We start from the raw sequence: 19,779 nt of genomic DNA on the forward strand, positions 1-19,779 counted from the left end.
AAGACCTCAATATGATTTAGTAATTTTAGAAACATCTATATCTGGGAGTAATTTCCAGTTATGGACAACTGTCAACCTTTTTCGGCTAGGCATCTTAGCCTGGGTTCTGGACGATCGCTTATAAGACTTGCGCGGAAACTCTGAGTGCAATGGGTGAAATTTTATCAATTTTTTGATAAACTTGATGTTCGCGGCTTGATAGTTGACTGCACAATAAGACAGGTTTCACGAGTTGTGAACCGCGCTGCTACATTGCACCTACCGACTGAACGGGCAGGTGGATTTTGTGTCTGCAGGCGCTGACGAAAGCAACTCAACAGCGCAGCCAGCAAAATAACGCTAAAGTTACTATCTACCTGAGTCCGCAAGGCTACCCTTCCGAACTCAGGAAAAACCCACACAAAAAACTAGATCGCCTGCAATGTATCTAGTTGCAGGGCGGCGATCGCCCAAAGAATCACTGCTTTTTAACAGCAGGGTATTCTAGGAGACATCTCTGAGGCGCTGCGAGCGAGATAATTTAAAATCTGCAAACAGGGTTTCAGTGCTAAGTACAGGCCGCATCGACGTAAATTTTTATCAAATCAGCTTACAATGTGCTGTCTTAAAGTTTACTAGGCTCCCACCGCTCGGCAGCCTTCTCTCTCCGAGCTATAAAAACGCATCCATCACACAATCACGGAAATAACATTCAATCAACATGGGTAACACGATCGATCCAAACAGAAACAGAAACGTGCATCAGACTGAGCGAGGAACTCCATTCGCCGGCCAAAGCTGGTTAGTGGAAGAAAGAGATGCCTGCGGTGTGGGGTTTATTGCCAACCAAAGCGGTGAAGCCACCCACTCGATTATTGAGAAAGCGCTGCCAGCTTTAACTTGTCTAGAACATCGCGGCGGTTGCAGCGCTGACTCGGATTCCGGCGACGGTGCGGGTTTGATGACCGCGATTCCTTGGGAATTGCTAGATGCTTGGTTTGCCGAACAGGGAATTGTGCCTCCCGCGCGGGAAAACTGCGGCGTGGGAATGCTGTTTCTGTCTCAAGATAAATTTCAAGCGACTATAGCGCGGCAGGTGGTGGAGCAAGTTCTGACCGATCGCGGGCTGAAACTTTTGGGATGGCGCCAAGTTCCCATTGTACCATCGGTTTTGGGCGAGCAAGCGCTAGAAAATCAACCTCAAATCGAACAAGTAATTGTCAGTTCACCGCACTTAGCCGGAGACGAACTCGACAAACATCTATTTTTGGCGCGCCGCACGATCGGACACGCCCTGTCAAATCGCCCCAACTTCACCCGCCGAGACTTTTATACTTGCTCTTTCTCCTGCCGCACGATCGTCTATAAAGGCATGGTGCGATCGGCCGTACTGGCAGAATTTTACCAAGACCTGAAAAATCCCGCTTATAAAAGCTCCTTTGCCGTCTATCACCGGCGCTTTAGCACCAACACCATGCCCCGCTGGCACTTGGCCCAGCCGATGCGCTTGCTGGGACACAACGGCGAAATTAACACGCTGTTGGGCAATATTACCTGGATGAAGGCGCGGCAAGCGAATTTAGCTCACCCGAATTGGAGTCAAGCTGATATCGACACGTTTAACCCAATTGTCAATCCCGAAAGCAGCGATTCGGCAAACTTGGACAACGTGATGGAATTGTTGGTGCACTCCGGCCGCACCCCCCTAGAATCCCTGACAATTTTGGTGCCAGAAGCCTACAAAAATCAGCCGGATTTGGCTGACTATCCAGAAATTGTCGATTTTTACGAATATTACAGCGGCATTCAAGAACCTTGGGACGGCCCGGCACTGCTGGTGTTCAGCGACGGCAAACAAGTAGGTGCTACGCTCGATCGCAACGGTTTGCGGCCGGCCCGCTACTGCATTACTAAAGACGGTTTGGTAATTGTGGCCTCCGAAGCCGGAGTTGTGGATATTCCCGAAGCAGATATTGTCGAAAAAGGCCGTTTGGGGCCAGGACAAATGATTGCAGTTGACCTGCAAACTAAGGAAATTCTCAAAAATTGGCAACTAAAACAGCGCATTGCTAAGCGGCACCCCTACGGCGAATGGCTGCAACAAAACCGGGAAATCTTGCAGCCGCAGCCTTTTGCCGAAACAGCAACCCTCGACTCGCAAACGCTGTTAGCAACCCAAACTGCTTTTGGCTACACAGCAGAAGATTTGGACATGGTGATCGTCGAGATGGCGAGTTCTGGGAAAGAACCGACTTTCTGCATGGGCGACGACGCTCCCTTAGCTGTATTGTCAGAAAAGCCTCAGTTGCTGTACAACTATTTCAAACAGCGGTTCGCTCAAGTGACAAATCCGCCGATCGACCCCCTGCGCGAGGGGATGGTGATGTCGCTGACGATGAATGTGGGCCTGCGGGGCAATTTACTGCAAGCAGTACCCGAAAATGCCAAGCGGCTGAAAATTGATTCTCCCGTACTCAACGACGCTGAACTGTCTTTCTTGAAAGAGCAAAAGTCTTTCCCCGCTACAGAATTGTCAACGCTTTACAAAATTGCTGCCGGGCCTTCTGGTTTGAAAACAGCAGTCGAGCAACTTTGTCAAAAGGCTGCTGCTTCGGTGCGCGAGGGTTCGAGAATTCTGATTTTGAGCGATCGACCATCGAAGGAAGAAGGAAGAAGGAAGAAGGAAGAAGGAAGAGGGGAGAAGGAAGAGGGAGATTTATCTACTGTGGGATTGAGTGCTGAATGCACTTATATTCCGCCCTTCCTGGCAGTTGGTGCGGTTCACCACCACTTAATTAGCGTCGGGCTGCGGATGCAAACTTCGCTGGTTGTGGATACCGCCCAATGTTGGAGCACTCACCACTTCGCTTGTTTGATTGGTTACGGGGCGGTGGCTGTTTGCCCTTACTTGGCATTGGAAAGCGTGCGCGCCTGGTGGTCTGACAGCAAGACTCAAAACTTGATGCAGCACGGCAAAGTTCCCAATATTACCGTGGCACAGGCTCAAGCTAGATACCGCACAGCGGTGGAAAACGGCTTGCTGAAGATTATGTCGAAAATGGGGATTTCACTGCTGGCTAGCTATCAGGGGGCGCAAATCTTTGAGGCGATCGGCATTGGCGCTGATTTGCTAGATTTGGGCTTCAAAGGCACTGTTTCTCGGATCGGCGGTTTGAGTGTGGCGGAACTGGCTAACGAGGTAATGTCTTTCCACAGTCAGGCTTTCCCAGAATTGCACCTCAAAAAGCTGGAAAATTACGGCTTCGTGCAGTACCGCCGTGGTGGTGAATATCACATGAACAGCCCGGAAATGGCGAAGGCTTTGCACAAGGCTGTGACTACTTTTAAGGCTCAGACTAACGGTAATGGCAATGGGGCCGAACCAAAAATGACACCAATTGGTGACAAAAATGGTGAAAGTGCCGCCGAACCAAAAATGACACCAATTGGTGACAAAAATTCTGAAACGGCTTACGATCACTACGAGGTTTACAAGCAACTGCTCGAAAACCGCCCGGTAACGGCTTTGCGGGATTTGCTGGATTTTGTGAGCGATCGCCCTTCTATTGCGATCGAAGAAGTAGAATCTGTAGCAGATATTGTCAAACGCTTCGCCACCGGCGGTATGTCCCTCGGCGCTTTGTCCCCGGAAGCCCACGAAACGCTAGCGATTGCGATGAACCGCATCGGCGGCAAATCCAACTCCGGCGAAGGCGGCGAAGACCCGGTGCGCTACAAAGTGCTAAACGATGTGAGCGCGGCTGGTTTCTCACAAACGCTACCTCACTTAAAAGGTTTGCAGAACGGCGATACAGCTTCTTCATCCATCAAACAGGTAGCTTCCGGGCGTTTCGGGGTGACTCCTGAGTACCTGATGAACGCCGAACAAATCGAAATTAAAATCGCACAAGGTGCGAAACCGGGTGAAGGCGGTCAATTGCCGGGGGCAAAAGTGAGCGAGTACATTGCTTATTTGCGCCGATCGAAACCGGGTGTTACGCTGATTTCTCCTCCTCCTCACCACGATATTTATTCGATCGAGGATTTGGCGCAGTTGATTTTTGACTTGCACCAAATCAATCCGAAAGCAGGAGTTTCGGTGAAGTTGGTGTCGGAAGTTGGCATCGGGACTGTAGCCGCTGGTGTCGCCAAGGCAAATGCTGATGTGATTCAAATTTCCGGTCACGACGGCGGCACCGGTGCTTCGCCACTGAGTTCGATTAAGCACGCAGGTTCTCCGTGGGAACTCGGATTGACAGAAGTTCACCGGGTGCTAATGGAAAATAAATTGCGCGATCGAGTTTTGCTCCGCGTTGACGGTGGCTTTAAAAGCGGCTGGGACGTGATTGTAGGCGCTTTGATGGGCGGCGAAGAGTACGGTTTCGGCACGGTGGCAATGATTGCAGAAGGCTGTATTATGGCTCGCGTTTGCCACATGAATAGTTGTCCGGTGGGCGTGACAACTCAACAAGAACACTTGCGGAAACGGTTCCCCGGAACGCCGGAACACGTTGTTAATTTCTTCTATTTCGTAGCACAAGAAGTGCGGAGTTTGCTGGCGAAATTGGGTTATAAGTCGATCGCAGATATCATCGGCCGCGCGGATTTGCTGAAAATGCGCGATGGGGTGCAACTAACTAAAACCCAAGCGATTAATTTGGATTGTTTGACTAAGTTACCGGATACTAAGAGCGATCGATCTTTCTTGATCCACGGCGACGTACACACCAACGGGCCTGTGTTAGATGACGATTTGCTCGCAGATGCGGAGATTCAAAGTGCGATCGCCAATCACGGCACTGTTAGCAAAAATGTAAAATTGGTGAATACCGATCGCACTGTAGGCGCAAGAATCAGTGGTGCGATCGCACAGCAACACGGCAACACGGGCTTTAGCGGTCAAATCACCCTCAACTTCACTGGTAGCGCGGGCCAAAGCTTCGGCGCGTTCAATTTGCCGGGGATGACGCTGGTGCTGTCAGGCCAAGCCAATGACTACGTTGGTAAGGGGATGCACGGTGGCGAAATCGCGATCGCACCGCCGGCTGGTGCGACTTATGATGCTTCCGAAAATGCGATCGTCGGCAACACTTGTTTGTACGGTGCGACGGGGGGAACTCTGTTGGCTGCGGGTAAAGCTGGCGAACGGTTTGCGGTGCGTAACTCGATGGCGAAAGCAGTCATTGAAGGTGCGGGCGATCACTGCTGCGAGTACATGACTGGTGGCGCGATCGTCGTGTTAGGAAAAGTCGGCCGGAATGTCGGCGCTGGAATGACTGGCGGCTTGGGTTATTTCCTCGATGAAGACGGGACTTTCCCGGCTCACGTCAACGGGGAGATTGTGAAGATGCAGCGCGTTTGTACGGCGGCTGGGGAGGCGCAATTGAAGGAGTTGATTGAGGCTCAGCGCGATCGAACTGGCAGCAAGAAAGCTGAGAAGATTTTGGCAAATTGGTCGGAATATTTGCCTAAGTTCTGGCAAGTTGTGCCGCCGAGTGAAGCGAATTCGCCGGAGGCTTCGGAACAAAAGATTGCTGTGGAAGTTTAATTTTGTAGCTGGTTAAATAGGTGAGGGGCGACGCGAGTTGCCCCTTTTTTCATCTTCATATCAAATCCCTTGGTATCGAAATTTTTCATCTCTCTATTCTCTTCCTCAGCGTCCTCTGCGCTCTCTGCGGTTTAATAATTCCTTTGATTTTATGCCCAAATGCTTCACCCCGTTTCTGGGAGAGATTCATACCACAAGGGATGCTTAATAAGCAGGAATGAAGTTTAAGAAAACCAGTTTTCGATCACCAAATCTTGAAAGTTTGCATAATCAGCAACATTTCGTGTCACCAGAATCAGATTATTGACTTTCGCGATCGCTGCAATTTGCCCATCAGCATAAGACGGTGTAAGACCGATCGGAATAAGTCTGGCTCGTTCTTTAGCAAACCACTCAGCCGCTTCTTGGGTATAAGGTAAAATTGGTAATTTTACTTTCACTTCTTCCTGAAGATAGGCTTCGATCGCGCGGCGGCGCTTAGAGTCTGGCATTCGATAGCAGCCTAGCAGAACTTCTTGCCAAACGATCGAGGCGATCGCAACAGTGGATTTTGCCTCAATTAGTTGAGTCATCACATTGGCATTCGGAAGAGGACGAAGAGGTTCGGAGATAATGTTGGTATCGAGTAAATAACGCAGCGTCATTCAAAGATGACCTCGCGTCCTGCAAAAGTTCGATCGCGAACCTCTCCCCAAATTTCATCAGGATTTAAACCCAGTTCATGCAGTTGATATTTTTCACGAAATGCACTGAGAGATTCTCCAAAGCTAAGTTCGAGATTCTGTGGCTGTTTGCGGCGTTGAATGTATTCGCGCAAGGCGATTTCAACTAAGGTTTCGATCGCAATTTCTCGCTCCAGTTCGATCGCCTCTTGCAGCAGTGCCGTATCCACATTTAGGTTCGTCACCATTTGCTTTCCTCTTTTAACCGTTGTTTTATTATAAGATATAATCAATCCCAAACTGTTCTCTATTTTCTCAAAGGTTGACCATCTAAAATATAACATTAGATCAAATCTGTCTGGCGATCGGCATTCGGGGAGGCGCTGTTTTCCACATCAAATCTATTTCTTCCGGTGTCAATCCATAAGCTTGATTAACTAAGTCGGATAAACGGTGTTCGAGTCTCAACGCCTCAGCTTTGCGAGATTGAATGGCCGGTGCATATTCATTATAAGTTTCGCGGACTGCTTTTAGTCCAGCAACGCCGAGAGGATCGGATGATTTAGTTTTCGGCATTCGCTTTCTGATTTCTGCTACGAATTCTGCAAAGGAAAGGGCAGAAAAATCTTCGAGTTTTTGTCCGAGTTTATCAATTACATAAGTGATTTCCAGCCATTGCAAGACATCTCGGTGAGTTTGTTGATTAGTTTTGGCGATTTCAATTAAACGGCTGACAATTAATTCGACTTCGGCACGAATTGAGTCAGTTGGTGGTGCGATGGGTAAAGTTTCAAATAAATATCCCATTGGGCTAATCGCCCCTGACAGCATTTGAGTAAAAACTCGATGACTGTACCACCAAATTAGCGGGGAATTGAGCCAACCTAGCAGACATAAATCGCTGTTAGCCAGAATGAAGGTTTTATCATTTCCATAAGCACTAGAATTATCCCATGCGTATTGTGGCAAAGTTTGAATAACCTGATAAATAATTTTGGGGTTTTCAAAAGTCCTGTAGTAAGCACAGCTACGAAGTTCCCACCAGTAACGCCCTTTGTCGGAACGCTTAGACAGTTTTTCTTGCATCGGCTTCATATACTTATATACCGATGGAAATGTTTGTGCAAATACTTCCTCTGCTTGATCGTTCGCTTTACTCCACGGCCATACACTATCGCTGCTAGATTTCAGCAAAATAATCCAAAGATTTGCCCACTCTGGACTCCAGCGTTTAATATCTTGACCTCGCAAATAAGGCTTGATAATTTCAGCGGATTTAGGGTCGGCTTGAACGAGACTATTTTTAGTAGCTTCATCAATTAAAAAAGCTTCATTCAATCCTGTTAAAATACCTCGATAAGGCTTAACCCCTGCAAAATCTTTTAGCGGAACTCCCACTTGTTTTATTTTCTGCATCAACTCATCAACAGCAGGAGGTTCCAGACTCCAAGCAGTTGCAGTGAAACGATCTCGCGAAATTTGATAGCCGTGTTGTTGAACGTATTGTGTAAGGTTGATATTAGCAAGTTCCTCGCGCGGAACCGGACAAACAATCACAGGCGAATTAGGTTCAGATTTACCTGGCTCAATCTCGCTTTCAGTTTCAGAGATACATAGAGAAGCGTTAGGTTTTCTGACTGCGACAATACAGGGAAAAGTATCAGCATCCTCAAAAATTGGCGCGTGTCCGAAATCAATAATTTGCTCTAGTAAACCTTGACTGGCAAAGAACTTGCGTAGAGGTTCGCCGTATCCAGACCTCAGCCATTTATTTGTGACAATATACGAAAGCACTCCCTTCGGTTTGAGAATGTTTAATCCGAGTTCATAAAAGTAAGTATAAAGGTCTGCTACGCCATTATAGGATTCATAATTTGCTTGCAAGTATGGTTTAATTGGAGATAGCAACTCCTGCCGCACATAAGGCGGATTGCCAAGGACAACATCAAAACCGCCATCAGCAAAAATCTGGGGAAATTCAGCTTGCCAATCAAACGCTGTATCTGCTACATTACTGTCAGCGACAATCGAGTTTCCCGCTTTAATATTATCATCCAAATACGTCAGGGTTTTACCAGGTTCGGCCGTCTTCAACCACAGAGAAAGTTTGGTAATTTCCGCCGATTCCGGCAGCAAATCTACGCCGTACAGGTTGTTGCTTAAAATGCTTCTGTCAAATTCCAGCGAGTTGCCGTTTTTTGGCTTACATCCCAAAGCATTCAATTCGCGATCGACTCTTTCGTACTGCTGCATCAAATAATCAAACGCCGCAATCAAAAAAGCTCCCGAACCGCACGCCGGATCGATGACGCGCGTTTTTTGCAGCACCTCGTCTCGATACGCTTTCCAAAACTTAATTGCAGTTTTCTTGGGTGGCTGCACCGACACTTCAGCAACTTCGCCCATTAGGAATAAATCGCGCAATTCTTGCTCTCGACGCTGCAAATAGCCACCGAGAGAAACCTCGACAATATACTGAGTAATAAAAGCTGGCGTGTAAAACACACCTTGAGTTTTTCGCTTGCCCTTTTTCTGATTGTATTCCTGTCCGGTAGTTTCAGCATTTAACTCTTCCAAATCTGTAACAGACTGCTCGAAAATATGCCCCAAAATATCGACGGAAACTTCGGTATCAAAATCAAATCGCGTCAAATTCTTAAGCAGACTGCATAAGGGATTTGGCACAGTCAATTGTACGTCTAAAACCGGATCGAACTTAAATAAACCGCCGTTGTATCCCGGTACAGGAGGGTCATCATTTCCCACATCAACCCAGCGAAATACAGATTGATAATTTTCCCAAATTAATCTAGGATTGTATTGGTCTTTGTGGTCGTGAGCGTTGCTGAGGGTGTTTCGCGGCAGCAACCCTTTATCTTCACAAAAAGCAATGAATAAAACGCGGTCTAAAGTTTTTTGAGCTTTTTCGATGAGTACGCGATCGCGGTTGCGGATATCCTGCGGCCCAGAAAAGCGAAAATGTTTGACGAGAGCGAGTCGAATTGCTTTGTACTCTTGATATAATTTATTGGTGATTTCCTCTTGAGCTTCGTCAGAGTCTTTTAACAGTCTGTCAATAACAGAAACTGTTTGCTCTTGGTTTTTCGGCAAAAAATTGCGGCGACACAGCAGAAAGTAAAACCGCTTAAAAGCTTCAATATCCGCCAAGTCAGCCAGAAAAAATTGTTCGTAATAAGCAGGAGTTTTATTGGTATGATAAAGTCGCAACTCTCGATAATTCGAGACAATAATCCAGCGACAATCTGGTGTATAATTAGCGTAGCGCCAACCTTGGTCAACTGCTGATTCCGATCGCCCGGATGCGGGACGGTCTAAATCATTTTTCGCTCCCTTGAGTTCGATCGGAGCAATCACTTTACCTTGCAGGGAAACGGCTTTGCCTTTAGGATTGCCAGCAGCAGTAAAAAAGCCGATCGCCCCGTCAGCAGAACCGCCGCCATCAGATATCGTTTGTTCCGCGTTAATTTCCCAAGCTTTCCCCGCACCTTGAATTACCGAGCAATATCCCAAAACATCCTGAAAAATATCATTAATAAAACTGCCGTGCAGGGAAACTTCTTTAACTTCGTCTAACGTACCCGTTTTAAGTGCAGCAATCCACCTTCCCAATTTTTGGTGGCGCACTTCCATATCTTGCGGAAAGCTAAAAGCACGCAAAGCAGTGTTGAGTGTTTTGCTGTGAAAAAGGGCGCGAGTAGAGCGATTTGTCATCTTTTCAAGCAGGTTAATAAAGTTAATTTTACAGCATCCAAGTCCAACAGCGGCTCAGACCTTCTGCTATCAAATCAGTTCGAATCAAAGGTCGATCCTCTTCGTTGGCGTAGCCCCCGGGCGGGCTTCGCTAACGCACCCTACCCCCTCAAAAAAGCGTGAGCGATCGCTCAAGAGTCAAAAACCCACCTCTAAAGCTGAGCTAGCTCTCATTTACTTTGCATATTGTAATTATCACCAAAAGCTATAATTTTTTCTCAGTAGCTTTCCGCTGCTCCCTTCGGGTTTTACAGCAAAAGTTAAATACGCCTGAGCTTATCTGCACGGAGCGAAAAGTTTTGTTACAATAGGTAAGCTGTTACAAATCGTAACTTATGCTGGTTTCTATTTTAATAATTGACGTTGCCCTCGTTGCCTGGTCTTTGCACTTAATGCAGGAGGCGATCGCGCAACGGGAATTTTCACTAATGCTAGCCGGCACCCTAGTTGCGGTATCAGCCGCCGCTCTGCTAGTCGTCTACTTCCTCATGGGGTCTTGTTTGAGCCATTTGAGCGAAATATCCCAGCACACTTACTAAATGATAGTAGGGGATTGACCATTGTCCAGAAGCGAGGAGAGTTTTGTGGAAAAAAAGCCGAAAGCCTTGCCAGCCGAAGGCTCAAAACTAATTTCCCCAAAAAGCTTGACAAATATTGGTCCGTTAAGGCATGATTGAGAGCGCGAAAAGAAAGGGGAATTAGCTCAGTTGGTAGAGCACTACAATGGCATTGTAGGGGTCAGCGGTTCGAGCCCGCTATTCTCCATAAACATTAGAGTAGGGAAACGGCACTGCTCATTGGTGTCAACTTAAGACTAAAACTGTTGATAAATATCGCTTTTACCCCAGTCTAGATCCCCCTAAATCCCCCTTAATAAGGTGGACTAAAGAGAAGACTCTTGTCCCACCCTTATTAAGGGGGGCTGTTTCATTATCACCAAAAACGAGGTTTTTGTAGGGGTAGTGCTACCCCTACTCCCCGTGCCTACCCCCGCCACCAACCATCGAATGGGGGTTTCAGGCCAAAAGGGCCGGCACGGGGGCACGGCCCCTACCAAGAATGAAACCGCCCTGCCTTGTTAAGGGGGACTTTGAATACTCTTGTCCCCCCCTTCGTAGGGGCGGTGCCCCCGTGCCCGCCCTAGGCGCCGTGGGGATCGAGGGGCTCATCGGTAGACGGTATACTGATACTACTTTTGACGTTAAGTTGACACGAAGAAGGGCACTGCAGTGTCCTTACTCGTACCTAAACAGCATTGCCGTGTCCTTAAATTCGATCGCGACTTGTACCTAAACAGCATTGGCGTGTCGTTAAATTCGATCGCCCTACACACCGCGAAAACCAATTTTCCCGTAAAATCAAAACAGTCTACCCGCAACCAAAGCGCTACCTGTGGCAAAGTCAACTGAACCCAGCAATCCAGAGAGTCCGAGCCAACTTGCCCGCACGCCTCTGTACGACCTATCATTAGAACTCAAAGGCCGAATGGTGCCCTTTTCCGGGTGGGAGATGGCAGTACAGTACGCAGGCATCAGCAGCGAACACCAAGCAGTACGCCAGCAAGCAGGAATGTTCGACATTTCCCACATGGGAAAATTTGGTTTGAGAGGGAAACAATTAATAGAAAAATTTCAACCCCTAGTACCCTCAGACTTGAGCCGCTTGCAACCCGGTCAAGCTCAATATACAGTCTTGCTAAATGCCAAAGGCTGCATCTTAGACGACATTATTTTCTACTGCCAAGAACCAGACCCTATCACTAGCGAAGAACGTGCAGTAATCATTGTCAACGCCGCCACTCGCATCGCAGACAAAGCATGGATCACCACTCACTTAGAATTGAGCGATCTCTGTTTTACAGACATCTCCGAAGATAAAGTTTTAATTGCAATTCAAGGGCCAGAAGCTGTTAACTATCTCCAGCCTTTTGTGGAAGACAACCTTGCACCAATTAAGGCATTCGGCCACTTAGAAACAAATCTGTTGGGACAGCCGAGTTTTATCGCGAGAACTGGTTACACCGGCGAAGATGGGTTTGAAATCATGGTGGATGCCGAAGTAGGAAAAGAACTGTGGCAAAAATTGTTAGCTGCTGGCGTTTTACCCTGCGGTTTGGGTGCGAGAGATACCTTGCGTTTAGAAGCAGCAATGGCTCTTTACGGTCAAGATATCGACGACAATATCACGCCTTTAGAGGCTGGATTGGGTTGGGTAGTGCACCTCGACACCAAAGGCGATTTTATTGGGCGTGAGGTTTTGGAACAGCAGAAAGCGAGTGGAGTATCAAAGCGGTTGGTAGGGTTAGAAATGCGGGGGCGGCACATTGCGCGCCACGGCTATCCAGTAATATTTGAAGGCGAAACAGTAGGGGAAGTTACTAGCGGTACATTATCGCCTACTTTGAATCGCGCAGTAGCCCTCGCATTTGTTCCCGCAAAATTAGCGAAAATCGGTCAGCAATTAGAAGTCGAAATTCGCGGTAAAAACTATCCGGCTAATGTGGTGAAAAAACCATTTTATAAATCGCAAAACCGCCCCAGTTAAATTAGGTACAGCAGTTCTCAATCTTGGTGAGGTATGCCCTATGCCCTATGCCCTATGCCCGCTTATCAAGCGTGCACCTCATGTTACTAAGAAAGGCTATAAAGTGTAAGTGTATGTGTTCTTGTGGAACGGGCTTCTAGCCCGTTGCTCATCTTGGTCGAGAAGATTCATCTACTAGCTTAGCAAATTGTCGCAAAGTTGCAGCATAGCGATCGCCCGCCACATCCATCAAATCATTATGACCGGCCCCATCAACCCAAAAATTTAATTTCGGCTGCTTCGCCGCTGCAAACAACTCCTCTCCATGCCAAAAATGCACCACCTCATCAGCCTTACCATGAATCACCAAAACAGGCGATCGAACTTTGCCAATCTTATCAATATTCACAAACTTGTCAAAGGGTAAAAGCGGAATCCGCGTCAACACCCGAAAAGCAGAAACAAAGGAACTTTCAACCACCAAACCGCCGACTTTTTGCCGCGAAGCCAAATCAATAGTCGGCCCACCGCCCACAGAACGCCCATAAAGAATAATTTGCTTTGCAGGTATTCCCAACTGTTGGGTTAAATAACTGTAAACAGCATCAATATCACGATAAGTATTATATTCAGAAGGATTTCCCTGACTCGTGCCGTAACCTTGATAATCATAGGCAAACACAGCAAACCCGCTATCTCGAATCTCTCTGAGTAGCCACAAAATGCCGTCCAAGTCTTCCGCATTTCCGTGACTGTAAAGTATGGTATATTTAGCTTGCGGGTTAGGAAAATGAACAGTTGAAATTTTCACGCCATTAGCTGAGCTAACTTTGATAACTTCCCTGCTATCACTCTGACTAGATGGGGGAGGTTGAAAAATTAGCCGTTCTGAAAAAAAGAAACCGTAAAAACATAGAAATGCGTAAATAAAAATTATAGAGCGCATCAGTCGTTTGACAGAAAATTCTCCAAAAAGCAAGCGTTTAATATTTTTTCGGTTCCACTTAGTCATTACTAAAGGCTCATAGTTGAATAAGATTTAACTACTACTTTTTTATTGCGAGAAAAGACATGGCACTAACATACCCCGATGACCTGAAATACCTAGACACCCACGAATACATCCGACTCGAAGGTGAAATTGCCACCATCGGCATTAGTGCCTTTGCAGTTGACCAACTCGGCGATATCGTGTTTCTAGATTTGCCCGAAGTCGGTGCAGGGTTGGAAAAGGGCGAAGCTTTCGGTACAGTCGAGTCAGTAAAAGCAGTTGAAGACTTGAAAGCACCAGTTACCGGTATAGTCGTAGAACGCAATGATGACATTATAGAGTCTCCCGAAAATTTGGCGGAAGACCCCTATGGCGCTGGGTGGCTGCTGAAAGTGCGCGTTGACAATCCCAGCGAAGTCGATGACGCTTTATCGGCCCAGGCGTATCGCGAAATGGTGGAAGGCGAGTAGTTTTGAGTTGGGAGTTTTGATTGGGAATTTGGGCCTAGGGCTCGTTGATTCCTCCACAATCCGCCAGGGGTTGAAACCCCTGGCTAATAGCACAAGTCGTCTTTAGACGACTGAAATACTAACCAGTTGCGCGGGGAGTTGCGTTGACATACCTCCTCGCCCTATAAGTGCGAGGATTCCTTGACACTTCACAGCAACGTGCTACCGGAGTAGTCTTACCATCGCTCCATGTCCGTTTAGAGTCTCCCAATGCCCTATGGCGACTTTTTTGTTTTGTACGCAAGTAAAATACTTGTTTGCCTTCAGGGCCGGATTTTCCTATTGCCCTTTCGCTTCCCCTATTTCTGATCGCAACTCTGACAGGACTTTCAACCTTGCTATTTATTTCGGAGTATCTTAAATCCGGGCGGGTCTGTGACCATGTATATTTTAGCAAAGCCGTCCTTAAAGGACGGGGTTTTAGACCCAGATTCTCGATAAGTGCGCCTTAATCTACAGTCGGCGACCGACGACTTTAGCTATGAGACAGGGGTTTCAACCCCTGTCGGACTGTCGGACTGTGATAGAGGCAGAAAATCTTCCTGGTTTTCGTAGCAAAATGTTACAAACAAAGAAGCAAAAGTCTATTCAGGAGAATCCGCCTTGGTACTCTACAGCCCTCAACTTGAACCCAACCAGCAGCAAAACCTTTCCTCCATCAATGGTTTTGCTGGCCGGCACATTGGCCCGACACCCAGCGAAATCCAGCAAATGCTCAATGTTTTGGGCATTTCCAGCCTCGATGAGTTGATTGACAAAACGGTTCCTGCAGCGATTCGTATTTCTCAACCCTTACAACTTCCCGAAGCGCGAAGCGAGTACAGCGCTTTGGCAGAATTGAAAGAAATTGCTGCAAAAAATCAGGTATTTCGATCGTACATCGGCACAGGATATCACGACTGCATAACTCCCCCCGTCATCCAGCGGAATATCCTAGAAAATCCCGGCTGGTATACAGCTTACACTCCCTACCAAGCCGAAATTGCTCAAGGGCGATTGGAAGCTTTACTGAACTTCCAAACCATGATAATTGACCTCACGGGTTTGGAAATTGCCAACGCTTCCTTGCTGGATGAAGGGACAGCGGCGGCGGAAGCGATGGCGGTGAGTTACGGCGCCAGCAAAAATAAGGCAAAAGCGTTTTTTGTTTCCCAAGATTGCCACCCTCAAACTGTGGAAGTGGTGCAAACTCGGGCTAAGCCGTTGGGAATTGACGTGATTGTCGGCGACCATCAAAGCTTTGAGTTCGATCGTATAATCTTCGGCGCTCTCCTGCAATACCCCGCCACAGACGGCGCAATTTACGACTATACCGATTTTATTCGATCGGCACACGAAGTCGGCGCATTAGTCACAGTAGCCGCCGACATTTTGAGCCTTTGCTTGCTCACCCCTCCCGGCGAATTCGGCGCGGATATAGCCGTAGGAAGCACTCAGCGCTTCGGGGTGCCGATGGGATTCGGAGGGCCCCACGCCGCCTATTTCGCCACGCGAGAAGAGTTTAAACGGCAAGTTCCCGGGAGAATCGTTGGCGTTTCTAAAGATGCCAACGGCAAATCTGCTTTACGTTTGGCCTTGCAAACTCGCGAACAGCACATCCGCCGCGAAAAAGCAACCAGCAATATTTGTACTGCTCAAGTTTTGCTGGCTGTGATGGCGAGTATGTATGCTGTTTATCACGGCCCGTCTGGACTAAAAGACATTGCTGAGAAAGTATGGACTTTAACAGCACTTTTGGCATCGGGTTTAAGAAGTTTCGGATACAAAATTGGTTCTCAACCTTTCTTCGATACTTTGCGGGTAGAATTGGGAGACAAACCGCTGTCAGAACTTCTAGAAGCTGCTAAAGTACGCAAAATTAATCTCCGAGTTTTCGATGATTCGACAGTGGGAATCACTTTAGATGAAACTGTCAGCGTTGAAGATGTGCAAGAGTTGTGGGAAATTTTTGCACAGAATAAAGATTATATCAGGGCAGACGGGCAGAATGCTCTCAACATTCCGCTGGATGCCGACGCATTGAATTCCTATTTGACCTTACCAGATTTTTGCGATCGCACTAGCAGCTATCTCGCCCATCCAGTTTTCAACAGCTACCATTCAGAAACTGAACTTTTGCGCTATGTGCACCGTTTAGAAGCCAAGGATTTATCGCTAAATACATCGATGATTCCCTTGGGTTCTTGCACAATGAAACTGAATGCCACAGCAGAGATGATGCCGGTGACTTGGGCGGAATTTGGCAAGATACATCCCTTTGCGCCCCGCGATCAAACTCGCGGCTATCAAATGATGTTCGTGCAACTAGAACAGTGGCTGGCAGAAATCACCGGTTTCGCGGGAATTTCTTTGCAGCCAAATGCTGGTTCCCAAGGCGAATACGCGGGTTTGTTAGTTATTCGCCAATACCACGAACACCGAGGCGAATCTCACCGAAATATCTGTTTGATTCCCCAGTCAGCCCACGGTACAAATCCGGCTAGCGCAGTGATGGCGGGGATGAAAGTAGTTGCTGTAGAGTGCGATTCTCAGGGCAATATTGATGTCGCAGATTTACAGAAAAAAGCAGAGAAACACAAAAAAGAACTGGCGGCTTTGATGGTGACATATCCATCTACGCACGGCGTTTTTGAGGAAGAAATTAAAGAGATTTGCGAGATTGTCCACAACTGTGGCGGACAAGTTTATATGGACGGCGCAAATATGAATGCTCAAGTTGGTTTGTGCCGCCCCGGTGATTTTGGTGCTGATGTTTGTCACTTAAATTTGCACAAAACTTTCTGTATTCCCCACGGCGGCGGCGGGCCGGGAATGGGGCCGATTGGGGTAATGTCTCATTTAGTAGAATTTTTGCCCAGTCATTCTATTCTTAACAGTCAACAGTCAACAGCGGACAGTCAACAGTCAACAGTCAACAGTCAACAAACATCAGTTGGTGCTGTTTCCGCAGCGCCTTGGGGAAGTGCTAGCATTTTGACTATTTCTTGGATGTACATTCGGATGATGGGAGGATTCGGTTTAACTGAGGCGACAAAAGTAGCAATTCTTAATGCTAATTACATGGCAAAACGGTTAGAATCTTATTATCCGGTTTTGTACAAAGGGAAAGCTGGTTTGGTGGCGCATGAGTGTATTCTAGATTTGCGATCGCTCAAAAAATCTGCGACTATTGAAGTAGAAGATATCGCTAAACGGTTGATGGATTACGGCTATCACGCGCCGACGGTTTCTTGGCCGGTTGCTGGTACGGTAATGGTGGAACCGACGGAAAGCGAATCGAAGCAGGAATTAGACCGTTTTTGCGATGCGATGATTGCGATTCGAGGCGAAATTGCGGAGATTGAAAAAGGTAATGTTGACGCGCAAAATAATGTCTTGAAAAATGCGCCTCACACCGCAGAATCTCTGATGGTTGATGAGTGGAATCGTCCTTATACTCGCTCGCAAGCGGCTTATCCGGCACCTTGGACTCGCGAACATAAGTTTTGGCCGGCGGTGGGGCGGATAGATAATGCGTTTGGCGATCGTAATTTTGTCTGTTCTTGTTTGCCAATGGAGGCTTACACTTAAGATTGTAATCCATGTAAATCTCGTTTATATCTGAGTCTAGATCCCCCTAAATCCCCCTTAAGAAGGGGGACTTTGAGAACGCTTCCAGTCCCCCCTTGTAGGGGCGGTGCCCCCGTGCCCGCCCTCTTGGCTAGGGGGGATATCCGGGTTTGATAGATGCCGAATATCTAGGTAAAAAAACCCGGTTTCTCAACCTCACCTCTCTCTTCTCTTCCTCTGTGCCCTCTGTGGCCTCTGCGGTTAAATCATTCCGAAACAACCGTAAACGATATCATCCAAAGCCTCAACAAAAATTCCACCATCTCAGCTATAATCAAAACCATCCTCTCCATTCCCACAAACCCGCCATGAAACGCTGGCCCGACGGACAACAACTACACGACGGCAAATACATCATCGAAGAATACCTAGGTGGCGGCGGATACGGTGAAACCTACCGCGCTCAAAATCGCCCAGAAGGTAAGTCCGTTGCCATAAAAACTCTGAATATTTTCCAACAATTACAGCCAAATTTTGCCAAAACACAAGGTAAGTTTGTCAACGAAGCACTATCTTTAGCCAAGTGTCGTCACCCTCATATTGTCGAAGTTTATGAAGTGTTTCTAGAGGGTGATTTATGGTGCATGGTGATGGAGTTAATCGATGGGATTGATTTGTATACCCATATCAGAGAAAAGGGCAGTTTCTCCGAAGCCAAAGCTTTGTCAATAATTCAGCAATTAGGAGATGCCCTGAGTTGCGTACACAAGCAAAACCTGACTCACCGCGATGTTAAACCCGAAAATATCATGCTCAGAAAGAGCGGTATGTCAGCAGTTTTAATTGATTTTGGTTTAGCGCGACAGGCTAATTCATCGGGCAAGTTAATGACTAATAGTGTTACGGGAACCGATTTTTACGCACCAATTGAACTTGCGGAAAAACGCCCTCAACTTGGCCCTTATACTGATGTTTATTCTTTGGCGGCGACGCTGTATAATATGCTAACCGATCAGAAACCGATTCAATCGCCTGGTAGAAAGGTAATAGACGCTTTAATTGCGCCAAAACTATATAATGCTCAGATTAGCGACAGGGTGAATGCGGCGATTATCAAAGGGATGGAATTGGAACCGCAAAATCGCCCGCAGTCGGTGCAGGAATGGTTGGATTTGCTGATACCGAAACCAGTGGTATTGCCATTACCAGAAATTAGCCCTCAGCCAGCACAAAAATCTTTTGAAACGCCGCTGCCAAAACCAGCGCCTCCTGAGACTACGCGCGTAGTTTCAGCCGTGGGAATGGATTATACAAACTTGCGGAATTTATTGGCAGCTAAAAAGTGGCAAGAAGCGGATCGAGAAACGCGGAGAGTGATGTGGAAGGTGGCGGGTAGGGAGAAAGAAAGATACCTGGATATAAGTAGTATTGATAAATTTCCCTGCGAGGACTTGCGAATCATTGACCAACTTTGGGTACAATATTCTAATGGGCGCTTCGGCTTTAGCGTGCAGAAGCGCATCTTTCAAAGTGTGAGGGGAACTAGGCAATATGATGAGAAAATATGGGAAGCTTTTGGCTATCGGGTAGGCTGGATAAAAAATTACTCATGGCTGTGCTACAGTGACATCTATTTTTCAGAGCAAGAGAACGCACCGATAGCTCACCTCCCTCTGGGTGTGTTAGTGTACGAGTGTGATGCTGGTTATATACAGATCCAACAGTGGATGGGGTCTCTTCTCTCGCGTCGAGACTTGTAGACTGTAACATCTAAGCGTTTCAGGATTTCATAAATATTTATAACAAAGCCCAAAATCACAAAGCCATGCCCAGTCTAGGTTTCCGACGGGGTTGTCGGGACATAACGAGCAAATAATCAAAGTAAAATCAATCTCCGAAACCGGGTTTCTGCGATAATTTACGCATCATCACCCAGATTCAGGAAGAAACCCGGTTTCTACCTCCCCACCAACAGCCTCCAAACTCCATAAGCACCGCGCAAAATCTAAGAAACCGGGTTTCTACGAGTATCTAAACATCCTCACGCCCGATTTAGGAAGAAACCCGGTTTCTGAGCACCGTGCTACATCCAAGAAACCGGGTTTCTGCGATAATTTATGTATTATCACCCAGATTCAGGAAGAAACCCGGTTTCTACCTCCCCACCAATAGCCTCCAAACTCCATAAGCACCGCGCAAAATCTAAGAAACCGGGTTTCTACGAGTATCTAAACATCCTCACGCCCG

10 protein-coding genes and 1 tRNA gene are annotated in these 19,779 nt (G+C 47.2%); 7 read left to right on the top strand and 4 right to left on the bottom strand.

From position 1 onward, the window contains the following. Positions 1 to 700: 700 nt before the first annotated feature. Positions 701 to 5,527: a glutamate synthase-related protein gene (locus tag QUB10_RS05270; protein WP_333200193.1), complete on the top strand. Its 4,827-nt coding sequence runs from the start codon at positions 701 to 703 to the stop codon at positions 5,525 to 5,527. 224 nt (positions 5,528 to 5,751) lie between these two features. Here the strand turns inward: QUB10_RS05270 and QUB10_RS05275 are convergent, their stop codons facing one another. From QUB10_RS05275 to QUB10_RS05285, 3 genes are all read right to left on the bottom strand, one after another. After that, complete coding sequence (locus QUB10_RS05275) at positions 5,752 to 6,171, bottom strand: type II toxin-antitoxin system VapC family toxin (RefSeq protein ID WP_333200195.1); 420 nt, start codon at positions 6,169 to 6,171, stop codon at positions 5,752 to 5,754. Beyond that, positions 6,168 to 6,437, bottom strand: coding sequence for a type II toxin-antitoxin system VapB family antitoxin (locus QUB10_RS05280; RefSeq protein ID WP_333200197.1), 270 nt, complete (start codon positions 6,435 to 6,437; stop codon positions 6,168 to 6,170). Before QUB10_RS05280 ends, QUB10_RS05275 begins: the two co-directional genes overlap by 4 nt. 100 nt (positions 6,438 to 6,537) lie before the next feature. Continuing rightward, positions 6,538 to 9,921, bottom strand: coding sequence for an Eco57I restriction-modification methylase domain-containing protein (locus QUB10_RS05285; RefSeq protein WP_333200199.1), 3,384 nt, complete (start codon positions 9,919 to 9,921; stop codon positions 6,538 to 6,540). 374 nt (positions 9,922 to 10,295) lie between these two features. Here QUB10_RS05285 and QUB10_RS05290 point away from each other — a divergent pair, with 374 nt between their 5' ends. The 3 genes from QUB10_RS05290 (at position 10,296) to gcvT (ending at position 12,504) form a co-directional block, all read left to right on the top strand. Further along, the gene (locus QUB10_RS05290) at positions 10,296 to 10,499 is read left to right on the top strand and encodes a hypothetical protein (RefSeq protein ID WP_096832242.1); all 204 of its coding nucleotides are present in this window, start codon (positions 10,296 to 10,298) and stop codon (positions 10,497 to 10,499) included. Between the two features lie 153 nt (positions 10,500 to 10,652). Next, a tRNA-Ala gene (locus tag QUB10_RS05295) sits at positions 10,653 to 10,725 on the top strand. 627 nt (positions 10,726 to 11,352) lie between these two features. Further along, the gene (gcvT, locus tag QUB10_RS05300) at positions 11,353 to 12,504 is read left to right on the top strand and encodes a glycine cleavage system aminomethyltransferase GcvT (RefSeq protein ID WP_333200201.1); all 1,152 of its coding nucleotides are present in this window, start codon (positions 11,353 to 11,355) and stop codon (positions 12,502 to 12,504) included. Between the two features lie 148 nt (positions 12,505 to 12,652). Here gcvT and QUB10_RS05305 read toward each other — a convergent pair whose 3' ends face one another. Next, positions 12,653 to 13,495, bottom strand: a complete 843-nt coding sequence (locus tag QUB10_RS05305; RefSeq protein WP_333200203.1) for an alpha/beta hydrolase — start codon at positions 13,493 to 13,495, stop codon at positions 12,653 to 12,655. Positions 13,496 to 13,554: 59 nt separating this feature from the next. Here QUB10_RS05305 and gcvH point away from each other — a divergent pair, with 59 nt between their 5' ends. The 3 genes from gcvH (at position 13,555) to QUB10_RS05320 (ending at position 19,292) form a co-directional block, all read left to right on the top strand. Further along, positions 13,555 to 13,944 (top strand): glycine cleavage system protein GcvH, encoded by a 390-nt coding sequence (gcvH, locus tag QUB10_RS05310; protein WP_333200204.1) that lies wholly within the window; start codon positions 13,555 to 13,557, stop codon positions 13,942 to 13,944. Positions 13,945 to 14,586: 642 nt separating this feature from the next. Continuing rightward, a complete protein-coding gene (gene gcvP, locus QUB10_RS05315) occupies positions 14,587 to 17,553 on the top strand; it encodes an aminomethyl-transferring glycine dehydrogenase (RefSeq protein ID WP_333200206.1) in 2,967 nt (988 codons plus the stop codon). A 347-nt stretch (positions 17,554 to 17,900) separates the two neighbouring features. After that, positions 17,901 to 19,292 carry a serine/threonine-protein kinase gene (locus QUB10_RS05320; RefSeq protein ID WP_333200208.1) on the top strand — a complete coding sequence of 464 codons (1,392 nt, stop codon included), beginning with the start codon at positions 17,901 to 17,903 and terminating at the stop codon, positions 19,290 to 19,292. Positions 19,293 to 19,779 lie beyond the last annotated feature (487 nt).

Source organism: Microcoleus sp. B5-D4 (assembly GCF_036705145.1).
GTDB lineage: Bacteria > Cyanobacteriota > Cyanobacteriia > Cyanobacteriales > Microcoleaceae > Microcoleus.

What these genes read in the sequence shown, in the direction of transcription:
- QUB10_RS05305 (WP_333200203.1), bottom strand. Translation starts at nt 13,495, where the DNA reads ATGACTAAGTGGAACCGAAAAAATATTAAACGCTTGCTTTTTGGAGAA.
- QUB10_RS05290 (WP_096832242.1), top strand. Translation starts at nt 10,296, where the DNA reads ATGCTGGTTTCTATTTTAATAATTGACGTTGCCCTCGTTGCCTGGTCT.
- QUB10_RS05270 (WP_333200193.1), top strand. Translation starts at nt 701, where the DNA reads ATGGGTAACACGATCGATCCAAACAGAAACAGAAACGTGCATCAGACT.
- QUB10_RS05320 (WP_333200208.1), top strand. Translation starts at nt 17,901, where the DNA reads ATGAAACGCTGGCCCGACGGACAACAACTACACGACGGCAAATACATC.
- gcvH (WP_333200204.1), top strand. Translation starts at nt 13,555, where the DNA reads ATGGCACTAACATACCCCGATGACCTGAAATACCTAGACACCCACGAA.
- QUB10_RS05285 (WP_333200199.1), bottom strand. Translation starts at nt 9,921, where the DNA reads ATGACAAATCGCTCTACTCGCGCCCTTTTTCACAGCAAAACACTCAAC.
- QUB10_RS05275 (WP_333200195.1), bottom strand. Translation starts at nt 6,171, where the DNA reads ATGACGCTGCGTTATTTACTCGATACCAACATTATCTCCGAACCTCTT.
- QUB10_RS05280 (WP_333200197.1), bottom strand. Translation starts at nt 6,437, where the DNA reads ATGGTGACGAACCTAAATGTGGATACGGCACTGCTGCAAGAGGCGATC.